The 16767-nt window shown below is 68.8% G+C and carries 20 protein-coding genes; 9 read left to right on the top strand and 11 right to left on the bottom strand.

Features of this window, described 5'->3' with window-relative positions; genetic code table 11:
- Positions 1 to 15: 15 nt before the first annotated feature.
- Both RNZ50_06200 and RNZ50_06205 read left to right on the top strand, forming a co-directional pair.
- The gene (locus RNZ50_06200) at positions 16 to 591 is read left to right on the top strand and encodes a helix-turn-helix transcriptional regulator (GenBank protein MDT8854628.1); all 576 of its coding nucleotides are present in this window, start codon (positions 16 to 18) and stop codon (positions 589 to 591) included.
- A 351-nt stretch (positions 592 to 942) separates the two neighbouring features.
- Positions 943 to 1419 carry an ureidoglycolate lyase gene (locus RNZ50_06205; GenBank protein ID MDT8854629.1) on the top strand — a complete coding sequence of 159 codons (477 nt, stop codon included), beginning with the start codon at positions 943 to 945 and terminating at the stop codon, positions 1417 to 1419.
- A 347-nt stretch (positions 1420 to 1766) separates the two neighbouring features.
- On the opposite strand, the gene RNZ50_06210 is transcribed toward RNZ50_06205, so the two are convergent.
- From RNZ50_06210 to RNZ50_06225, 4 genes are all read right to left on the bottom strand, one after another.
- A complete protein-coding gene (locus tag RNZ50_06210; protein ID MDT8854630.1) occupies positions 1767 to 2729 on the bottom strand; it encodes an ornithine cyclodeaminase family protein in 963 nt (320 codons plus the stop codon).
- A 63-nt stretch (positions 2730 to 2792) separates the two neighbouring features.
- On the bottom strand, positions 2793 to 3956 hold the full coding sequence (locus tag RNZ50_06215; protein MDT8854631.1) for a DSD1 family PLP-dependent enzyme: 1164 nt from the start codon (positions 3954 to 3956) through the stop codon (positions 2793 to 2795).
- A gap of 10 nt (positions 3957 to 3966) precedes the next feature.
- Positions 3967 to 4920: a pyridoxal-phosphate dependent enzyme gene (locus RNZ50_06220; protein ID MDT8854632.1), complete on the bottom strand. Its 954-nt coding sequence runs from the start codon at positions 4918 to 4920 to the stop codon at positions 3967 to 3969.
- A gap of 100 nt (positions 4921 to 5020) precedes the next feature.
- Complete coding sequence (locus RNZ50_06225) at positions 5021 to 6208, bottom strand: aminotransferase class V-fold PLP-dependent enzyme (protein MDT8854633.1); 1188 nt, start codon at positions 6206 to 6208, stop codon at positions 5021 to 5023.
- A gap of 194 nt (positions 6209 to 6402) precedes the next feature.
- Between RNZ50_06225 and RNZ50_06230 the strand changes: the two genes are divergently transcribed.
- A complete protein-coding gene (locus RNZ50_06230) occupies positions 6403 to 7236 on the top strand; it encodes an IclR family transcriptional regulator (GenBank protein MDT8854634.1) in 834 nt (277 codons plus the stop codon).
- A gap of 19 nt (positions 7237 to 7255) precedes the next feature.
- On the opposite strand, the gene RNZ50_06235 is transcribed toward RNZ50_06230, so the two are convergent.
- Positions 7256 to 7957, bottom strand: a complete 702-nt coding sequence (locus RNZ50_06235) for a tellurite resistance TerB family protein (protein MDT8854635.1) — start codon at positions 7955 to 7957, stop codon at positions 7256 to 7258.
- Positions 7958 to 8181: 224 nt separating this feature from the next.
- Here RNZ50_06235 and RNZ50_06240 point away from each other — a divergent pair, with 224 nt between their 5' ends.
- Both RNZ50_06240 and RNZ50_06245 read left to right on the top strand, forming a co-directional pair.
- Positions 8182 to 8328 carry a hypothetical protein gene (locus RNZ50_06240; GenBank protein ID MDT8854636.1) on the top strand — a complete coding sequence of 49 codons (147 nt, stop codon included), beginning with the start codon at positions 8182 to 8184 and terminating at the stop codon, positions 8326 to 8328.
- A complete protein-coding gene (locus tag RNZ50_06245) occupies positions 8325 to 8477 on the top strand; it encodes a hemin uptake protein HemP (protein ID MDT8854637.1) in 153 nt (50 codons plus the stop codon). The genes RNZ50_06240 and RNZ50_06245 overlap by 4 nt, the downstream gene beginning before the upstream one ends.
- Before the next feature lie 291 nt (positions 8478 to 8768).
- Here the strand turns inward: RNZ50_06245 and RNZ50_06250 are convergent, their stop codons facing one another.
- Positions 8769 to 9023: a DUF167 domain-containing protein gene (locus tag RNZ50_06250; GenBank protein MDT8854638.1), complete on the bottom strand. Its 255-nt coding sequence runs from the start codon at positions 9021 to 9023 to the stop codon at positions 8769 to 8771.
- 62 nt (positions 9024 to 9085) lie between these two features.
- On the opposite strand from RNZ50_06250, the gene RNZ50_06255 reads away from it, so the two are divergent.
- Entirely contained in the window at positions 9086 to 10192 is a 1107-nt protein-coding gene (locus RNZ50_06255) for a class II histone deacetylase (GenBank protein MDT8854639.1), read from the top strand.
- A gap of 90 nt (positions 10193 to 10282) precedes the next feature.
- On the opposite strand, the gene RNZ50_06260 is transcribed toward RNZ50_06255, so the two are convergent.
- Positions 10283 to 10753, bottom strand: a complete 471-nt coding sequence (locus RNZ50_06260; GenBank protein MDT8854640.1) for a lytic transglycosylase domain-containing protein — start codon at positions 10751 to 10753, stop codon at positions 10283 to 10285.
- Positions 10754 to 10930: 177 nt separating this feature from the next.
- On the opposite strand from RNZ50_06260, the gene RNZ50_06265 reads away from it, so the two are divergent.
- Together RNZ50_06265 and RNZ50_06270 are read left to right on the top strand one after the other, a co-directional pair.
- Complete coding sequence (locus RNZ50_06265) at positions 10931 to 11542, top strand: nitroreductase (protein MDT8854641.1); 612 nt, start codon at positions 10931 to 10933, stop codon at positions 11540 to 11542.
- On the top strand, positions 11542 to 12237 hold the full coding sequence (locus RNZ50_06270) for an EI24 domain-containing protein (GenBank protein ID MDT8854642.1): 696 nt from the start codon (positions 11542 to 11544) through the stop codon (positions 12235 to 12237). Before RNZ50_06265 ends, RNZ50_06270 begins: the two co-directional genes overlap by 1 nt.
- 2 nt (positions 12238 to 12239) lie before the next feature.
- Here RNZ50_06270 and RNZ50_06275 read toward each other — a convergent pair whose 3' ends face one another.
- Both RNZ50_06275 and mce read right to left on the bottom strand, forming a co-directional pair.
- Positions 12240 to 12545 carry a DUF1467 family protein gene (locus tag RNZ50_06275; protein MDT8854643.1) on the bottom strand — a complete coding sequence of 102 codons (306 nt, stop codon included), beginning with the start codon at positions 12543 to 12545 and terminating at the stop codon, positions 12240 to 12242.
- On the bottom strand, positions 12545 to 12949 hold the full coding sequence (mce, locus tag RNZ50_06280; protein ID MDT8854644.1) for a methylmalonyl-CoA epimerase: 405 nt from the start codon (positions 12947 to 12949) through the stop codon (positions 12545 to 12547). Before mce ends, RNZ50_06275 begins: the two co-directional genes overlap by 1 nt.
- 149 nt (positions 12950 to 13098) lie before the next feature.
- On the opposite strand from mce, the gene RNZ50_06285 reads away from it, so the two are divergent.
- Positions 13099 to 13893 (top strand): response regulator, encoded by a 795-nt coding sequence (locus RNZ50_06285; protein ID MDT8854645.1) that lies wholly within the window; start codon positions 13099 to 13101, stop codon positions 13891 to 13893.
- Between the two features lie 255 nt (positions 13894 to 14148).
- Here RNZ50_06285 and RNZ50_06290 read toward each other — a convergent pair whose 3' ends face one another.
- A complete protein-coding gene (locus RNZ50_06290) occupies positions 14149 to 14868 on the bottom strand; it encodes a GNAT family protein (GenBank protein MDT8854646.1) in 720 nt (239 codons plus the stop codon).
- A gap of 286 nt (positions 14869 to 15154) precedes the next feature.
- Positions 15155 to 16759 (bottom strand): MBL fold metallo-hydrolase, encoded by a 1605-nt coding sequence (locus RNZ50_06295; GenBank protein MDT8854647.1) that lies wholly within the window; start codon positions 16757 to 16759, stop codon positions 15155 to 15157.
- Between the last annotated feature and the right edge of the window lie 8 nt (positions 16760 to 16767).

Genomic DNA, 16767 nt, shown 5'->3' on the forward strand with positions numbered 1-16767 from the left:
TCACGGACATGCTGGTTGACGCGCTACATTGTTCGAAGAATTCGCTTTCTTCGTGGTGAGAACACGCAGGAAGAGTTCAGTCGCAAGGTGGGAATTTCCCGCTCGGCACTGGCCAACTATGAGTCGGGCAGGTCTCTTCCGAACGAGTACGTGCTTGCGCAGATTGCTGCCCGTTGCGAGATATCCGAGTCGTTCTTTGACGATGCAGACTTGACGCCAGGATTGAATGGCGCCGCGCTGCTAGGGAAGATTGTCGAAGGTACGCCGGACTGGACGGATGACGAGTTGGCGATGGTTCGGCTTTTACGCCTAGTTCCAGCTCCGGTTGCTGCGAAGATCGCGGCCGACTTGGTGGAAGCCGCAACAACGACCGAACTTTCAGGCATGATCGCATCGTTCGGAAGCCTGACCAGGGACGTTGCTACAGTAATGGCGGTGCAGGCACGAGGCGGCCTTTTTCGAAAGGGATCGGTGGACCTGACCGGCGATGCGCTCGCACAGATGGCCCGTAAGCGGGACGAGGCCGCCGATGCCATCAACCGGCACTACTTAAATGCGCCATCCTCGCAGGACGATCAGGGTCCGCTATAGGGTCCGCAATCGGCCGCACACCTAACAAAATCAATAGCTTACGGCTTGCGCACCGGGCAAGTAATTGCACCGGAATGCTGCCTACTTAACCACCTGAAAATCCACATGAAAACGGCACCCTTGCGGTTCCCCAATCATTGCAGCAGATTACGGAATAATTTCGCGCGTTCCATTGCCCAAATATCCCACGGGGGCCCGGGGGTGTGAAACCCCCGGTCCGCCCCCGGCCACACAGGACCGCCATGCCCGGCACCCGCACCGAACCCCCTTCCCCATTCACCTTTGCCCAAATATCCCACGGGGGCCCGGGGGTGTGAAACCCCCGGTCCGCCCTCGGCCACAAGGACCGCCATGCCCAGCATCCGCACCGAGCCCCTCACCGCCGAAGCCTTCGCCCCGTTCGGCGACGTGCTCGATGCGACCGGCGATCCCGACCGGATGATCAACCACGGCCTCTGCGCCCGTTACCACGACCGTGCCCGGCTCGACTTCGGCCCCGATGGCCGCCCCGGCCTGTCGGTATTCCGCGCCGAACCCCGCTCCCTGCCCTACCTGCTCGATCTGGTCGAGCGTCACCCCGACGGCTCGCAGGCCTTCCTGCCGATGACCGCGCATCCGTTCCTCGTCCTCGTTACCGAAGCCCCCTCCACCACGCCCCGCGCGTTCCTGACCAACGGCGCGCAGGGCATCAACCTGCACCGCGGCACCTGGCACGGCGTGCTGACGCCGCTGCACGCCCCCGGCATGTTCGCCGTGCTCGACCGCATCGGCACCACCCCGAACATCGAGGAACACCTCTACCCAGACCCGTGGCTCGTCACCCTCTGACCGCTTCCCCCCGCAAGGTGCCCTGCCCGCAGCCGGTCGCCGCCGCGATCCTGCAACGATGCGCTGCCGCCTGCGGTTTCCGGACGACTGCGGTTCTGGCGGGCTCCTCCTCACCGTCGGCCATGCCCCCGTCGACGACGAAATCCTTCGGCAGGTCGGCTTGCTGAACATCGCAACGTCGGCCGGGGGCTGTGGCCCTGTGTGCCCTGCTCGCGCAGCCCGTTGCCACGCGGCCCCCATCGTTCTTTTCGCTGCAATCCCCGCCAGAAACGTCCGCACCCTCTGCCTGCGTGCCGAGCCGGGTCCGGTTCACGCCAGCCGGCGCCGCTGCCTTGCCGAAAACCCTCCTATAGCGCGACTTCGGTTGCCAGCCCCCGCTCGACCGCGCGGCGCACCGCCTCGGCGGCTACGGCCAGATCCTGCAACCCGACCCCGGTTCCGTCAAAAAGCGTGATCTCGTCCGCCGACCGCCGCCCCGGATGCGCGCCGTTCACCACCGCCCCCAGCGGCGTGATGGCCCCGGCATCCAGCAGGCCCGCCGCCACGGCATGCTGCGCCTCTCCGATGGAAACCGCCTGCGCCACCTCGTCGGTGAAAACCGAAGCCCGCGCCAGCAGGGCAGGCTCCACCTCCTGCTTGCCCTTGGTGTCGGTGCCCATGCAGGCCAGATGCGTTCCGGGGCGGACATGAGCATCGCGCAGACTGGCTGCGGGGCTGGAGGTGATGGTGATGATCACATCGGCCCTCGCCCCCAGCTCCTCCAGCGAAACCGCCTCGAACGGCAGGCCCACATCGGCCGCCGCCTCGGCCAGTCGTGGCAGCATCTCGGGGTGCAGGTTCCAGCCCAGCACCCGATCGAAGTCGCGCACCTTCGCCGCCGCGCGCAACTGGAAAGCGGCCTGATGCCCGGCGCCGACCATGCCCAGCACCCGCGCATCCCGGCGTGCCAGATGCGTGATCGACACCGCCGAGGCGGCCGCCGTGCGCAGCGCGGTCAAGAGGTTGCCCCCGACCATCGCCGTCGCCTGCCCGGTCTCGGGCTCGAACAGGAACACCGTGGACTGGTGGTTGGTCAGCCCCCGCGCCATGTTTCCGGGAAAATAGCCGCCCGATTTCAGCCCCAGCACGCCCCCGGCCCGGTCGATCCCGGACTTGAAGCCGTAAAGCCGCCCCTCGCCCAGCGCCTCGCGCACCACGGGGAAGTTCTCGGCCTGTCCGGCGGCCATCGCGGAAAACACCGCCTCGACCACGCGATAGGCATCATCCGGCGTGATCAGGCCGTCGATCAGCGTTTCGGGCACGATCAGCATGTGTGGCGATCCTGTCTGCTTGATTTTTCGTAGAAAAATCGGGCGCGCTGGCTCCCGGGGGTCTCAATACGCCTTGCCGCGCGCCGAGACCGGCCAGACCACCTCGACCTTGCCGCCCCGCACCCCGACATACCAGTCATGCACGTTGCAGGTCGGGTCGCAGTGGCCGGGCACCAGCCGCAGCTTGTCATTGACCTTCAGCACCCCCTGCGGATCGTCGATCACGCCATGCTCGTCCGAGCACTTGACGTATTTCACGTCGTCGCGCCCGAAGATCACCGGCAGGCCGCTGTCGACCGACTGCGCCTTCAACCCGGCATCGCAGATCGCCTTGTCGGCCTTGGCATGGCTCATCACGCTGGTCAGGATGAACAGCGCGTTTTCCCATTCGCCCCGGTCGATCCGCTGGCCGTCCCTGTCGAGAATCCGGCCGTAATCGGCATCCATGAAGGCATAGCTGCCGCATTGCAGCTCGTTGTAGACCCCCGAGGCGCTTTCAAAGTAATAGCTGCCCGTCCCGCCACCGCCGACGATGTCGCAGGTGATGCCTTCGCCCGCCAGCGCATCGACGGCATCCTTCACCATCGCCACCGCCGCCGCGATCTTCGCCTTGCGGTCCTCGTAGCTGTCAAGATGCTGCATCGCCCCCTGATAGGCCTGGATGCCAGCAAACTTCAGCCCCGGTGCGGCGTCAATCGCCCTGGCCAGCGCCACCACGGCGGGCGTGGTCACCACCCCGCAACGCCCGGCGCCGCAGTCGATCTCCACCAGGCACTCGATCTCGGTGCCATGCCGCTGGGCTGCCGCCGACAGGTCGGCGACGTTGGCCAGATCGTCGACGCAGCACAGCGTGCGCGCCCCGAGCTTCGGCAGCCGCGCCAGCCGGTCGATCTTGGCGGGGTCGCGCACCTGGTTGCTGACCAGCACGTCCCTGATGCCGCCGCGCGCGAAGACCTCGGCCTCCGACACCTTCTGGCAGCACACCCCGACCGAGCCGCCCAGCCGTTCCTGCAACAGCGCCACGTCCACCGACTTGTGCATCTTGCCATGCACCCGGTGGCGCATCCCCGCCTTCCGCGCGAAATCGCCCATCTTGACGATGTTGCGCTCCAGCGCGTCGAGGTCGAGCACGAGGCAGGGCGTCTGGATGTCGGCCTCGTCCATCCCCGGCAGCGCCGGAATGTCGTAGCCGACCTCAAGCCCGTCAAGTTTCACGGTCGCATTCATCTCAGCCTCCTCAGCCCTGCATCCAGGGCAGCTTGTCCAGATCGACATTGCCGCCGGTCAGGATCACCCCGACGCGGCGGCCCCGGAAAACCTCGGGCGCGTTCAGGATGGTGGCCAGCGGCACGGCGCAGCTGGCTTCGATCACGATCTTCATCCGCTCCCACGTCAGGCGCATGGCGGCGATGATCTCGGCCTCCGAAGCGGTCAGGATGTCGGTGACATGGGCCTGCACGAAATGCCAGGTCAGATCCTTCAGCGGCACCTTCAGCCCGTCGGCCACCGTGTCGGGCGCGTCGTCCGCGATGATGTGCCCGGCACGGAAACTGCGCGCGGCATCGTCGGCCTGCGCCGGTTCGGCGGCATAGATCCGAACCTTGGGCGCGATCGCAGACAGCGTGAGGCAGGTGCCCGAAATCATGCCGCCCCCCCCGATCGGGGCGATCACCGCATCCAGCCCCTCGACCTGCTCCATCAGTTCGCGCGAACAGGTCGCCTGCCCCGCGATCACCCGCGGGTCGTTGTAGGGATGCACGAAATCCGCGCCCGAGGCCGCCACCATTTCGGCAAACACCGCCTCGCGCGAACTGGTCGAGGGCTCGCATTCCACGATCACCCCGCCATATCCGCGCACGGCATCTTTCTTGGCCTGCGGTGCGGTGCGCGGCATCACCACCTGGCAGGGAATGCCGCGCCGCCCGGCGGCATAGCTCAGCGACAGCGCATGGTTGCCGCTGGAATGCGTGGCCACCCCGCGCGCCAGCTTGTCGTCGGACAGCCCGAACACCGCGTTCGACGCGCCCCGCACCTTGAACGCCCCGGCCTTCTGGAAGTTCTCGCACTTGAAGAACAGTTCCGCCCCGGTCAGCGCGTTCAGATAGCTGGAGGTCAGCACCGGCGTGCGGTGAACATATGGGCGGATCCGCCCGTGCGCCGCCAGCACATCATCAAAAGTCGGTATCTGCATCGTCTCGTCCTTCCTGCGCCCGGAACACGCACCGCGCCCCCGGTTTCTTCTTGGCACAAATACCCATCCTTCGCCCGCCCCGCGCACCGTCGCTGGCAGGTCAGGCCGCTTTTGCCACCCCGGCCGCCCCCGCCCGGTAACAGTCCTGCGCCGCGGCCACCCCCGACCCCAGCCGCACCGGCCAGCCCAGATCGGCCATGCACATCTCGGCGGTGGCAAGGCCGGACAGCATCATCACATCGGTCAGCATCCCCAGATGCCCGATGCGGAACACCTTGCCCGCCACCTCCCCCAGCCCGACCCCGAAAGCCACGCCGTAGCTCTCGGCGGCCACCCGCACCAGGTCGGTGCCGTTGCAGCCCTCGGGCACCACGACCGCCGTGACCGTGTCGGAATACAGGTCCGGCGAAACCGCGCAGGGTTTCATCCCCCATACGGCCACCGCACGCCTTACGCCTTCGGCAATGCGGCTGTGGCGGGCATAGACGGCGTCCAGCCCTTCCTCCTCCAGCATCTCGATGGCGGTCGCAAGCCCCGCGATCAGCCCCACGGCCGGGGTGTAGGGGTAGCCGCCCGCCGCATGGGCGCGCTGCATGTCGGCAAAGTCGAAGAACGTGCGCGGCAACGCAGCCCCGGCCATCGCCGCCAGCGCCCTGGGGCTGGCCCCGACGATGGCAAGCCCCGCGGGCAGCATGAAGCCCTTCTGGCTGCCCGCCACCGCCAGATCCACCCTCCAGCCATCCGTCTCGAACGGCATCGACCCGATCGACGACACGCCATCGACCATCAGCATCGCCGGATGCGAGGTGGCGTCCATGGCACGCCGGATCGCAGCGATGTCGGACCGAACGCCGGTCGCGGTTTCATTGTGGGTCGCAAGAACGGCCTTGATCCGGTGGGAGCGGTCAGCGGCCAGCGCGGCCTCGATGGCCGCGATGGGCGCTCCCTCGCCCCAGGGCGCCTCGATCACCTGCACGTTAAGCCCGTGGCGGCGGCACAGGTCGATCCAGCGATGGCTGAACATCCCGAACTCTGCCGCCAGCACGGTGTCGCCCGGCGACAGGGTGTTGGTGATCGCGGCCTCCCACCCCCCCGTGCCGGTCGAGGGGAACAGGAACACCTCGCCCTCCGTCATGCCGAGAACCCGCTTCACCCCCGCCACCGCCGGGCGGAACAGCTTGCCGAAGGCGGGCGAGCGGTGGTCCATCGTCGGCACGTCGCACGCCTTGCGGATGCGTTCGGGGATGTTGGTCGGGCCGGGAATGAACACGGGGTTCTGCGAGGACATGGGCAACACCTTTCCGGACATTGCGGGGATTTTCTCACGTTAGCCCCCGGCACCCCGGCGCACAATTTTTTCGTCCGGCGCGGCGCGTCGCCCGCCGACCCGGGTTTTCCCTTGCAATTGCAGGGCTGCCGCGTTTTTCATCAGGTGAATTGGTTTTTCACATCCGAGAATAAATCCCGCGAAAGGCCCCTGCCATGGCAACACGCTTGCCCGATGCCCCCGCCTCGCGCCCGCGCGGCCGCCCGAAATCGTTTCACGACAAGACCGAACAGAACACCGTGCAATCGCTCGACCGGGCGATGGGGCTGTTGCAGCTTCTGGCGGGGTCGTCGGGACTGACGCTGTCGGATCTGGCCGAACGCTCGGCCCAGGCCCCGGCCACGGTCTATCGCGCGCTGGTCACGCTTCAGGCGCATGGCATCGTGGAAATCGAGGAGCCGGGGCAGCTCTGGCATGTCGGCGGCGGCGCGTTCCGCATCGGCTCGGCCTTCCTGCGCCGCACCAAGGTGGTCGAGCGCGCCCGCCAGCCGATGGACGCGCTGATGCGCGACACCGGCGAGACCGCCAACCTGGGGGTGGAAAGCGGCGACCAGGTGCTGTTCCTCAGCCAGGTCGAAACCCACGAGGCGATCCGCGCCTTCTTCCCGCCCGGCACCAAGGGGCCGATGCATGTCTCGGGGATCGGCAAGGCGCTGCTGGCGTGGCTGCCCGAAGACCGGGTGCGCCAGATCATCGCGCGGCAGGGGCTTGCAAGGTTCACCTCGCTGTCGATCACGTCCGAAACGGCGCTGCTGCGCGATCTGGCCCGCACGCGCGAGCGCGGCCATGCCATCGACGATCAGGAACGCGCCGAGGGAATGCGCTGCGTCGCCGCCCCGATCTTCAACGCCCATGCCGAACCGGTGGCAGGGCTGTCGGTGTCCGGCCCGGCCTTCCGGGTCGGGTTGTCGGATGCGGGGCGGATCGGCGCACTGGTGCGCGCCGCCGCCGACCGGGTGACCGAAGCCACGGGTGGCGTGCGGCCCTGACCCGGGCCGCCTGCGCACACTACAGCGCGGCCGCTCGGGCGTGGAGATGCTCCACCAGTCCCGGCTCCAGTTGCAGCCGCGCGGCCAGCATCGCAAGATAGCCGCGCTCGGCCGGGGCTTCCGGATCCACCACCAGCAGCGAGGCGGCATAGACCTCGGCCGCCTCCTCGGGCGTGCGGGCCAGCGCCGCGACGCGCCCGACATCCAGCGGCGCATCAAGCTCGGCGCTGATCAGGGCATGTGCCTCGGCGCCCAGTCCAAGCTGGTCAAGCTGAATGCCGATGCGGCTGCGTTCCATCTTGGTCACATGGCCATCGGCCTTTGCCGCCGCCACCATCGCCTGCACCAGCCTTTGCGACAGGTCGTTGGCGGCAAAGGGGTCGCTGGGCAGGAAGGCCGTGCCTTCGGGGGCGGGCAGCGCCAGGGGGCCGGTTTCAGGGGCCCCGGCGGACTTGCCCGCCTGCCAGTCCTGCCAGGCCTTGTAGGCCAGCCCGCCGACCAGCGCGGCCCCCCCGACCTTCAGCGCCGATCCGGCCAGCTTCCGGGTGCCGCTACCGCCCACAAGGATGCCCAGCAGCCCGCCGGCAATCGCGCCCTTGGTCAGGCCGGACTGGCCGTCCCATGCGCCTTTCGCCTTCGTCGCCATGCCGCCCAACCCGGCGCCACTTCCCTGGCCAAGCCCGCCCAGCAGCCCGTCCAGCAAGGATTTCGCGTCTTTCATGTCGTGCTCCGTCTTCTCCACCAGCGCCGGATATGGGCGTGCGTTGCCCCGCGATCAATGGCAGACCTGCCTGACGCCGGGCTGAACCGGCTGGCGGGTCGGGCGCATATTTTCCGACAAAAAGAATCGGTCTTTACAAGCCGAAGCGAATCCGTCACCTTTCACGGGTCCAAGCCAACCTTCGAGGGCAGCCCGGACGCGCAACCCTCGGAGGATTCCACACCATGACCCCGCTGTTTCCCGGCCACTCCGTCCACCCGCACCACATCCCCGATGCCGACCTTGCCGCCCTGCTGCGTCAGGCGTTTGCCGGGCTGCTGCCGCGCGGCGGCCTGGCGCTGCTGCTTGACCGGCTGGAGGGGCGGGCATGACGGCCCCGGCCGGGCCGCAGGCCGATGCGGTGCCGATGCATGACGCGCTGCGATTGACCGGCGGCGGGGTGCTGGCCGGCATCGTGCTTCACGGGCAGACCTACAGCCTGCGCATCACCCGGGCGGGCAAGCTGATCCTGACGAAGTGACCGCCGCAGCGCACCGGGCCAGGCGACGCGGCGCCGGGCTTGGCCGTCAGGTCGGTTGCCGGGGCGCTGCCGGGCGGGCCCCGGATGTCGTGGATGGCTGGCACCTGCACGGAGTGACCCGAGGCTGGCCGGGATGGCCACGCCCGCAGGCCGCCTGAAGGTATGAACGCGCAACAGGCGACCCGTGCCGCCCGCGACGCGGCAACCGCCGAAACCGGCACGGCACTCGGCCCGGCACCCGGGGTGGCGCCGGGGCTCAACGCCGCCGATGGCGACCGCACCGCCCCCCTTTCAGTCGAGCCGGAACAGCTTGTCGCGCGCCGCAGCCCCGTGCAGCAGGGTCAGCCGCGTCTTGGCCACGCCCATGGCCTTTGCCAGCAGTTCGGCCACGGCGCGGGTGGCCTTGCCGTCCTCGGGCACGCAGGTGACATAGACCCGGATCACCCCGCCCTCCTCCACCACCGCATTGCGCGAGGCGCGCGGCGTCACGCGCACCGCGATGCGGGCGCCGGTCACGGCCAGATGCGACAGGGGAGCAGCAGACATGCGGGTTTCCTCTGGCACCGGGTGTAGCGCGCCCCTAGTCTGGGCGCAAACGGAGGACTGTCATGACCACGGGCTTTTTCTGGGATGAACGCTGTTTCTGGCATGGCGGCGGCAACTATGCGGGCCTGATGCCGGTGGGCGGTCTGGTGCAGCCGCTGCCCGGCGGGTTGCCGGAAAACCCGGAAACCAAGCGGCGGCTGAAGAACCTTCTGGAAGTGACCGGCCTGATGCGCGACCTCGCGCCCCGTCAGGCCGACGCTGCCACTTGGGAAGACCTGTTGCGCGTCCACCCCGAAAGCTACCTGACCGCCTTCAAGGCGCTGTCGGATGCCGGGGGCGGCGAGCTTGGCCTGCGCGCGCCGTTCGGGCCGGGCGGGTTCGAGATCGCGGCGCTGTCGGCAGGGCTTGCCAAGGCGGCGCTGCTCGACGTGCTGACCGGGCGGATGCGCAATGCCTATGCGCTGTCGCGGCCGCCGGGCCACCATTGCCTGCCCGATTTTCCCAACGGCTTCTGCCTCCTGGCCAATATCGCCATCGCGGTCGAGGCGGCGCTGGCGGCGGGCCTCTGCCGCCGGGTGGCGGTGGTGGACTGGGACGTGCACCACGGCAACGGCACCGAGGCGGTCTTCTACGCCCGCCCCGAGGTGCTGACCATCAGCCTGCATCAGGAAAACAACTATCCGATGGACACCGGCGCCCTGGACGCGCGCGGCGCGGGCGCCGGCATCGGTGCCAACATCAACATCCCGCTGCCGCCCGGCACCGGCCATGCGGGCTATCTGGAGGCGATGGCGCGGCTGGTCCGCCCGGCGCTGGCGCGCTTTCGCCCCGACGTGATCGTGGTCGCCAGCGGCTATGACGCCGCCGCCATCGACCCGTTGTCGCGCACCATGGCCACCGCCGAAACCTTCCGCCGGATGACCGCCAGCATGATGGAGGCGGCGGCGGACCTGTGCGCCGGGCGACTGGTGCTGGTGCACGAGGGCGGCTATTCCGAAACCTATGTGCCGTTCTGCGGCCATGCCGTGCTGGAGGAGCTGTCGGGCAGCAAGACCACCGCGCCAGACCCGCTGGCCCGCACGCTGCACCTGCGCCAGCCGGGGCCGCGCTTCGATGCCTTCCTGTCCGGGCTGATCAACGAGATGGAGGTGCTGCTTGCCCCTGCGTGACCGCCGGTCCGGCCGGGCACCCAAGAAAATTAAGCAATTTTCTTGCAAAAATCTTGTTTCAAGATTTTTGGCGCGCCCCGCCGCCTGTGCTCAGCCGCTGCGCAGGCCGGTCTCCACCAGCATCCCGCGCCGCTTGGCCTCGTAGTAGTAGCCCTTGGAATACCACATCACCGCCCGGTCGCGGTTGCCGTTGGCCACCAGCCAGGCGCCGCGCAGGTATTTCACCCCGTATTTCAGGTTGGTGTCGGCATCCAGCAGGCCCTGCGCCGGGCCGCGGTAACCCATCGTCTGTGCTGTCTGCGGCAGGATCTGCATCAGCCCGTAGTAAGGCCCGTTGCGCGCGCCCGGATTGTGGCTGCTTTCGCGCAGCACCACCCGCTGCACCAGATCGACCGGCACGTCATGCGCGTTGGCGTGGTGCTGGATCAGGCGGCGCAGTTCCGGTGTTTCGTTGGGGTAGAGATCGCCGCGGCCCATGCCGCCGTCCCGTGACGGGCGGCCGCAGGCGGCAAGGCCGCAAAGCATCAGGGCAAGCGCGGCGCGGCGGTCAAGGGCTGGCATCGGCGTCTCCGGTTGGTCTGTGCCGTCATAGCCGCCCTTTCCGCCCGGAAAAAGCCCCCGCGGGCCGGGGAATGGCCCGGAACCCGGCCGGGCGGGTGCCGAACGGCTGTTTTCTGCCATGCGCAGCTTGACCCTGCACCGCCGATCCCCGACATCCTGTGGCAAAAGGAGAGTCCGATGCCCCCCGACATTCTGCCCGACACGTCCGACCTTGCAGCACCGCCGTCGCCCGCGCTCGATTTCCTGCTGACCCGCCGGTCCTGCCCGCCCAAGCTGCTGGCCCTGCCGGTGCCAACGGCCGCGCAGTTGCTGCCGCTGCTGACGGCCGCCGCGCGTGTGCCCGATCATGGCAAGCTGGAACCTTGGCGCTTCATCGTGCTGCAAGGGGCGGCGCTGGCGCGGCTGGCCGATCTTGCCGAGGCGCGCGCGGTGGCGCTGGGAAAGGACGCCGAGCAGACGGCCAAGGGGCGCGGGCAGTATGATCAGGCGCATCTGGCGGTGGTGGTGGTTTCCAGCCCGAAGGCATCCGACAAGGTGCCGCCGGTGGAACAGCTGCTGTCGGCGGGGGCGGTCTGCCTGGGGCTGGTGAATGCGGCGCTGGCCTCGGGCTGGGGCGCGTGCTGGCTGACCGGCTGGCCCGCGCATGAGCGGGGTTTCGTGACCGCGGGGCTGGGGCTGGCCGCCGGGGAAAGCGTGGCGGGCATCATCCACATCGCCAGCCCGACCGTGACGGTGACCGACCGCCCGCGCCCCGACGTGGCCGCGCTGACCACCTGGGTGTCCGCATGATCTTCGCCGACTTCCTGCGCGCCCTGCGCCAGCTTGGCGACCGCCGCTTCCGCCGCGTGCTGTTGCTGGGGCTGGCGCTGACCCTCGCGCTGCTTACCGGCGTCTATGCCGCCTTTCTGGTCGCGCTGCAGGCCTTTACCCCCGACATGATAGAGATCCCCTTCGTCGGCCCGGTCGGCGGTATCGACACCCTGGTCAGCTGGGGGTCGGCCGTGTTCATGCTGGGGCTGTCGGTGTTCCTGATGGTGCCGGTGGCTTCGGCCTTCACCGGGCTGTTTCTGGAGGATGTGGCCCAGGCCGTCGAAGACCGGCACTACCCCGCCCTGCCCCCCGTGCCGCGCCCGAAGCTGATGGATTCGCTGATCGACACCGCCAACTTCTTTGCGCTGATCCTGGCGGTCAACCTCGTGGCGCTGCTGCTCTACCCCTTTGCGGGGCCGTTCGTTCCGGTGCTGTTCTGGGCGGTGAACGGGTTTCTGCTGGGGCGGGAGTATTTCACGCTGGTCGCGATGCGCAGGCTGGGGCGGCCGGGGGCCAAGGCGCTGCGCGCGCGCTATCCGCTGCAGATCTGGCTGGCGGGCACGCTGATGGCGGCGCCCCTGTCGGTTCCGCTGCTGAACCTGCTGATCCCGATGCTGGGGGCCGCGACCTTCACCCACCTGTTCCACCGCCTGAACGGCGAACGCGGGGTGTAGCGTCAGTCGGTGACCGGCGCGCCGCCCCCGATCACCGGCGGCGAGCCCATGCGGCCCATCCAGTCGAAATCGCGCACTGTGATCACTCCTGAAAGGATGATGGCCGACAGCACCGCCCAGACCGCCACGGCGATCAGCGTGGTCAGCCGGGCCTTGCGCACCACGACGTTGCCCGCCGGTGCCGAGGCGGGCGTGCCGGGCACCACGCTGCCCGCCTCGCCCTGCGAGGTGACGCGCAGCGGCAGCACGATGAAGAACACCATGAACCACACCACCGAGAACAGAACGATGGCGGCGGTGATGGTCATCAGACCTGTTCCAGTTCCACAAGGCAGCCGTTGAAATCCTTGGGGTGGAGGAACAGCACCGGCTTGCCATGCGCCCCGATCTTCGGCTCTCCGCTGCCCAGCACCCGCGCACCCGAGGCTTTCAGCCGGTCGCGGGCGGCAAGGATGTCGTCAACCTCGTAGCAGATATGGTGGATGCCGCCCGCGGGGTTCTTGGCCAGAAACCCGGCGATCGGAGAATCCTCGCCCAGCGGATACAGCAGCTCGATCTTGGTATTGGGCAGTTCGATGAACACCACCGTCACGCCGTGGTCGGGCTCATCCTGCGGCGCGCCGACCGAGGCGCCCAGCGTGGCGCGGTATTGCTGGCAGGCCGCGTCCAGATCGGGCACGGCGATGGCGACATGGTTCAGGCGACCGATCATTGCGGGGGTCCTCGGGCTGGGGATCTGGGGGCGTCATGCGGGCGGCAGGGGCAGGGTGCAAGGGGGAAGGGCCGGGAAAAGCCGCGGCAGTTTACCCGGCATTAGGCATTCTCGGGCTTCAATGCGGGCTCAGTGCTGAAAGGTGCCCGATGCCCCAACCTGATTCGCATTCCCCGCATGGCCAGCCCGTGTTTCTGCCCGCCGGGGCCACGGCGGCACGGACACTGATGCCGCGCGGCACGCAGCCTTTGCAGGGGTTGACCTTTCTTGTGGTGGAAGACAGCCGCTTTGCCTGCGATGCGCTGCGGCTGATGTGCCAGCGGTCGGGCGCGCGGATGCGCCGGGCCGAAAACCTGCAGGCGGCGCGGGCGCATCTGCGGGTCTATCGGCCCGATGTGGTGATCGTCGATCTTGGCCTGCCCGACGGGCGCGGCGAAGGGCTGATCCGCGATCTGGCGCGGCTGGGATCGCGGGTGCCGGTGCTGCTGGGCACCAGTGGCGATGCGGGCGGGCGGGCGGCGGCGCTGGCAGCCGGGGCCTCGGGCTTTCTGGAAAAGCCGCTGGAAAGCCTCGCCGTGTTCCAGCGCGCCATCCTCCGCCATATGCCTGACCGGGACTGCCTGTCGTCGGGCCTGGCCGAGGCAGAGGTGCCGCTTGCCCCCGACCCGCTGGCGCTGCGCGACGACCTGGCGCGCGCCGCCGGGATGATTGCCGCCGGGCCGGATGCGGTGCAGCGGCGCTATCTGGCGGGGTTTGTCGGCGGTCTGGCGCGCAGCGTGCATGACGCGACGCTGGAACAGGCGGCGGTCGATGCCGCCCGCGACGAGGCGGGGGCGGGTCAGGGCACGGCCCGCAGGCTCGACCGGCTGGCGGGGCTGCTGGCGACCCGGCTTGACCATGCGTTGCCCGCTTTCGCGGTGAAGGGGCGCAACGGCATGGGCTGACCGGGGCTTGCGGCCGACCAGCGGCGGCGGTCGGCCGGGCCGGGGCTTTGCCCGCCGACAGCGGGCCGGGTTGCGCCGGACCCGCTGCGGCAAAGAGCCTACCCGTCGCAACGGGCTGCGGGATGCGACAGCGGGCTGTTGTGTGCAGGCTGCGCCGCGGGTTGCTGGCCGGGGGATGCGGAGCGGATCGGCGTGACGGAGAAAGCGCAGCCCTCGGGCGGCGACCGCAACGCGACCCCGAACCGGACCGTCCGGTCAGTCGCGCAGCGCCGGGTCGTAGCCCGGCCGAACCAGGCGCGTCAGGTCCGACAGCCGCTCGCGCTGCCGCCCCGTCGCGTCGAAGTTCACCGGCGACAGCCAGGCGTCATAGGCTTCGCGAAGGGCGGGCCATTCCTTGTCGATGCAGGCAAACCACGCGGTATCGCGGTTGCGGCCCTTGACCATCGCGGCCTGGCGGAACACCCCTTCATAGGAAAACCCCAGCCGCTGCGCCGCCCGGCGCGACGGCAGGTTCAGCGCGTCGCATTTCCATTCGTAGCGGCGGTAGCCCGCCTCGAACGCCCAGCGCATCATCAGATACATGGTTTCGGTCGCGGCCCGCCCGCGCTGCAGTTCCGGGGAAAGGCAGATGTGCCCGACCTCGATCGAGCCCGCCTCGGGCGCAATGCGCAGAAAGCTCGCCACGCCGCCGCAATGCCCGGTTTCCAGATTGCGGATCGCGTAGAACAGCGGGTCGTCGCTGCCCGTGCTGTCCTTGACCCAGCGGTGATAGCGCGACGACGACCCGAACGGTCCGTAGGGCAGATAGTCCCAGACTGAATCGTCGGCGCTCAGGGCGCGGTGCAGGTCGGCGGCGTGCAGATCGGCGTCCAGCCGTTCCAGCCGGACGTGGCGGCCTTCCAGCGGGCGGCCGTCGGGGCGCGGTGGCGCCACCCAATCGGGAACGGGGTCCCCGAACATCCGCCTGTCCGCCATGCGCCGCGCCTCCGCCATCCGTGTTCGACCTTGTTATGCAGGGCGGCACGGGCGATGGCAACCGATCCGCCACGGCCCCGGAACTGCGCGCCCCTGCCCCACCCCTGGGTGCCGGGCCGCGCTGCGGGAACTGCTTCTCCCCGCACGCCACACTGGGGTGTCGGGTTCAGCGAGGCGCTCGGGCGGCGGGGTTCGCGGACGATCCGGTTCGACGCGGCGATGCCCCGGGCGGCCAACCCGCCCGCAGGGATCAGCGACCCCGCGGGTCACGGCATCGGGCCGGCCTTCATTCCCGGCGCGCATCATTCGACACGAGGGCCCGTTGAAGCTGCCGGATCAGCACGCCGCGGGATTTCTCGTCCGGACAGGCCCGCAGGTCCTCGCTGATCCTGAGAAGCAGCCGGGACACGTCATTGTGCCAGTCCATGTGCCCGACCTGCTGGGGCAACAGCCGCGGCGTCACCGCCGCATCCAGGCTTTCGCACCCGGTTGCCTTCAGCGCAAAGCCTGCGTCGAGCGACGGGATCACGACATCGCCGGGGTCCACGACGCCCGCAAGGCGTGCCGCAAGCGCCGCCATGGCGGCCTCTTCGCCATGGACCAGAAAGACCTGATGCCGGATCGGAAGCCGGGCCTTGATCCAGTTCCGCAGTCCGGTTCCGTCGGCATGGCCCGAATAGAGGTCAAGCGATCTGATCCGCGCCCGCACGACAAACTCCTCGCCCTGGATCCGGACGGACGTTGCGCCGTCCTGAAGGATGCGGCCCAGCGTGCCCACGGCCTGAAAGCCGGTGAAAAGCACCGTGCCTTCGTTGCGCCAGAGCCAGTTCTTCAGCCGGTGGCGGATCCGCCCCGCATCGCACATGCCCGAGGCGGCAATGACGATGTGGAACCCCTGCACGCGGTCCAGCGCCATGCTCTGTTCTCGGGTTTCGGTGAAGTGCAAGTTCCTGGACCGCAGCCCCTGCATCAGGACGGCCCCCTCCTCCAGGTCGCGGTGGTGCTTGGCGAATACATGGGTCGCCCTGGTTGCCAAAGGGCTGTCCACATGGATCGGGATCGCGGGCAGCGCGCCCTCGGCCATCAGGCGGGCCAGATCGCTGATCAGCTCCTGTGCCCGTTCGACGGCAAAGGACGGGATGAGAAGCGCGCCGTGGGGATGCATCGCCGCGCGGACCTCCTCGCACAGCAGCTTGCGGCGACGGTCTGCGGTCGCGTCGATCCGGTCGCGGTCGCCATAGGTGGATTCGCAGATGACGTAATCCAGCCCGCTCGGGCCTTCGGGGTCGGGGTGCATCAGCTTGTAGTCCGGCCCGATATCCGCCGAGAACAGAAGGCGCATGGGGGCGCCTTCGGCCTGAGACACCTCGATCTCGACCGAGGCGGAGCCCAGAAGATGCCCGGCATTCCAGAACCGCGCCCGAAGGCCGGGCAGCACGGCGAACCACGCATCATAGGGCTGCGGGCGAAACAGCGCGAGGCAGGTCTTCACATCGGCCTGGTCGTAGATCGGCGAGACCCTGCCGCGATCCCGTCGCGCGGCGCGCCGGTTGAACTGCTCGACCTCGATCTCCTGAATATGCGCGCTGTCCGGCAGCATGACCCCCGCCAGATCGACCGTGGCCGGAGTGGCGTGGATCGCACCGGAAAACCCGTGCCGCACGAGTTTCGGCAAGAGGCCGGAATGGTCGATGTGGGCATGGCTGAGGATGACGGCCGCAATCCTGTCGGGCGCAAAGGGGAACGGCCGGTAGTTGAGCTCTTTTTCCGTTTTCGATCCCTGGAACATGCCGCAATCGATCAGGATCTGCCCCTGCCCGGTTTCCAGCCGGAAGCAGGACCCGGTGACCGACCGTGCGGCACCGTGAAACGTCAGGCGGGGATGAGACATTCGGTGGT

Source organism: Paracoccaceae bacterium Fryx2 (genome assembly GCA_032334235.1).
Classification (GTDB): Bacteria; Pseudomonadota; Alphaproteobacteria; order Rhodobacterales; family Rhodobacteraceae; genus JAVSGI01.

Coding starts and splice junctions, on each gene's coding strand:
- RNZ50_06205 (MDT8854629.1), top strand. CDS start 943: ATGCCCAGCATCCGCACCGAGCCCCTCACCGCCGAAGCCTTCGCCCCG.
- RNZ50_06210 (MDT8854630.1), bottom strand. CDS start 2,729: ATGCTGATCGTGCCCGAAACGCTGATCGACGGCCTGATCACGCCGGAT.
- RNZ50_06215 (MDT8854631.1), bottom strand. CDS start 3,956: ATGAATGCGACCGTGAAACTTGACGGGCTTGAGGTCGGCTACGACATT.
- RNZ50_06220 (MDT8854632.1), bottom strand. CDS start 4,920: ATGCAGATACCGACTTTTGATGATGTGCTGGCGGCGCACGGGCGGATC.
- RNZ50_06225 (MDT8854633.1), bottom strand. CDS start 6,208: ATGTCCTCGCAGAACCCCGTGTTCATTCCCGGCCCGACCAACATCCCC.
- RNZ50_06230 (MDT8854634.1), top strand. CDS start 6,403: ATGGCAACACGCTTGCCCGATGCCCCCGCCTCGCGCCCGCGCGGCCGC.
- RNZ50_06235 (MDT8854635.1), bottom strand. CDS start 7,957: ATGAAAGACGCGAAATCCTTGCTGGACGGGCTGCTGGGCGGGCTTGGC.
- RNZ50_06240 (MDT8854636.1), top strand. CDS start 8,182: ATGACCCCGCTGTTTCCCGGCCACTCCGTCCACCCGCACCACATCCCC.
- RNZ50_06245 (MDT8854637.1), top strand. CDS start 8,325: ATGACGGCCCCGGCCGGGCCGCAGGCCGATGCGGTGCCGATGCATGAC.
- RNZ50_06250 (MDT8854638.1), bottom strand. CDS start 9,023: ATGTCTGCTGCTCCCCTGTCGCATCTGGCCGTGACCGGCGCCCGCATC.
- RNZ50_06255 (MDT8854639.1), top strand. CDS start 9,086: ATGACCACGGGCTTTTTCTGGGATGAACGCTGTTTCTGGCATGGCGGC.
- RNZ50_06260 (MDT8854640.1), bottom strand. CDS start 10,753: ATGCCAGCCCTTGACCGCCGCGCCGCGCTTGCCCTGATGCTTTGCGGC.
- RNZ50_06265 (MDT8854641.1), top strand. CDS start 10,931: ATGCCCCCCGACATTCTGCCCGACACGTCCGACCTTGCAGCACCGCCG.
- RNZ50_06275 (MDT8854643.1), bottom strand. CDS start 12,545: ATGACCATCACCGCCGCCATCGTTCTGTTCTCGGTGGTGTGGTTCATG.
- mce (MDT8854644.1), bottom strand. CDS start 12,949: ATGATCGGTCGCCTGAACCATGTCGCCATCGCCGTGCCCGATCTGGAC.
- RNZ50_06285 (MDT8854645.1), top strand. CDS start 13,099: ATGCCCCAACCTGATTCGCATTCCCCGCATGGCCAGCCCGTGTTTCTG.
- RNZ50_06290 (MDT8854646.1), bottom strand. CDS start 14,868: ATGGCGGACAGGCGGATGTTCGGGGACCCCGTTCCCGATTGGGTGGCG.
- RNZ50_06295 (MDT8854647.1), bottom strand. CDS start 16,759: ATGTCTCATCCCCGCCTGACGTTTCACGGTGCCGCACGGTCGGTCACC.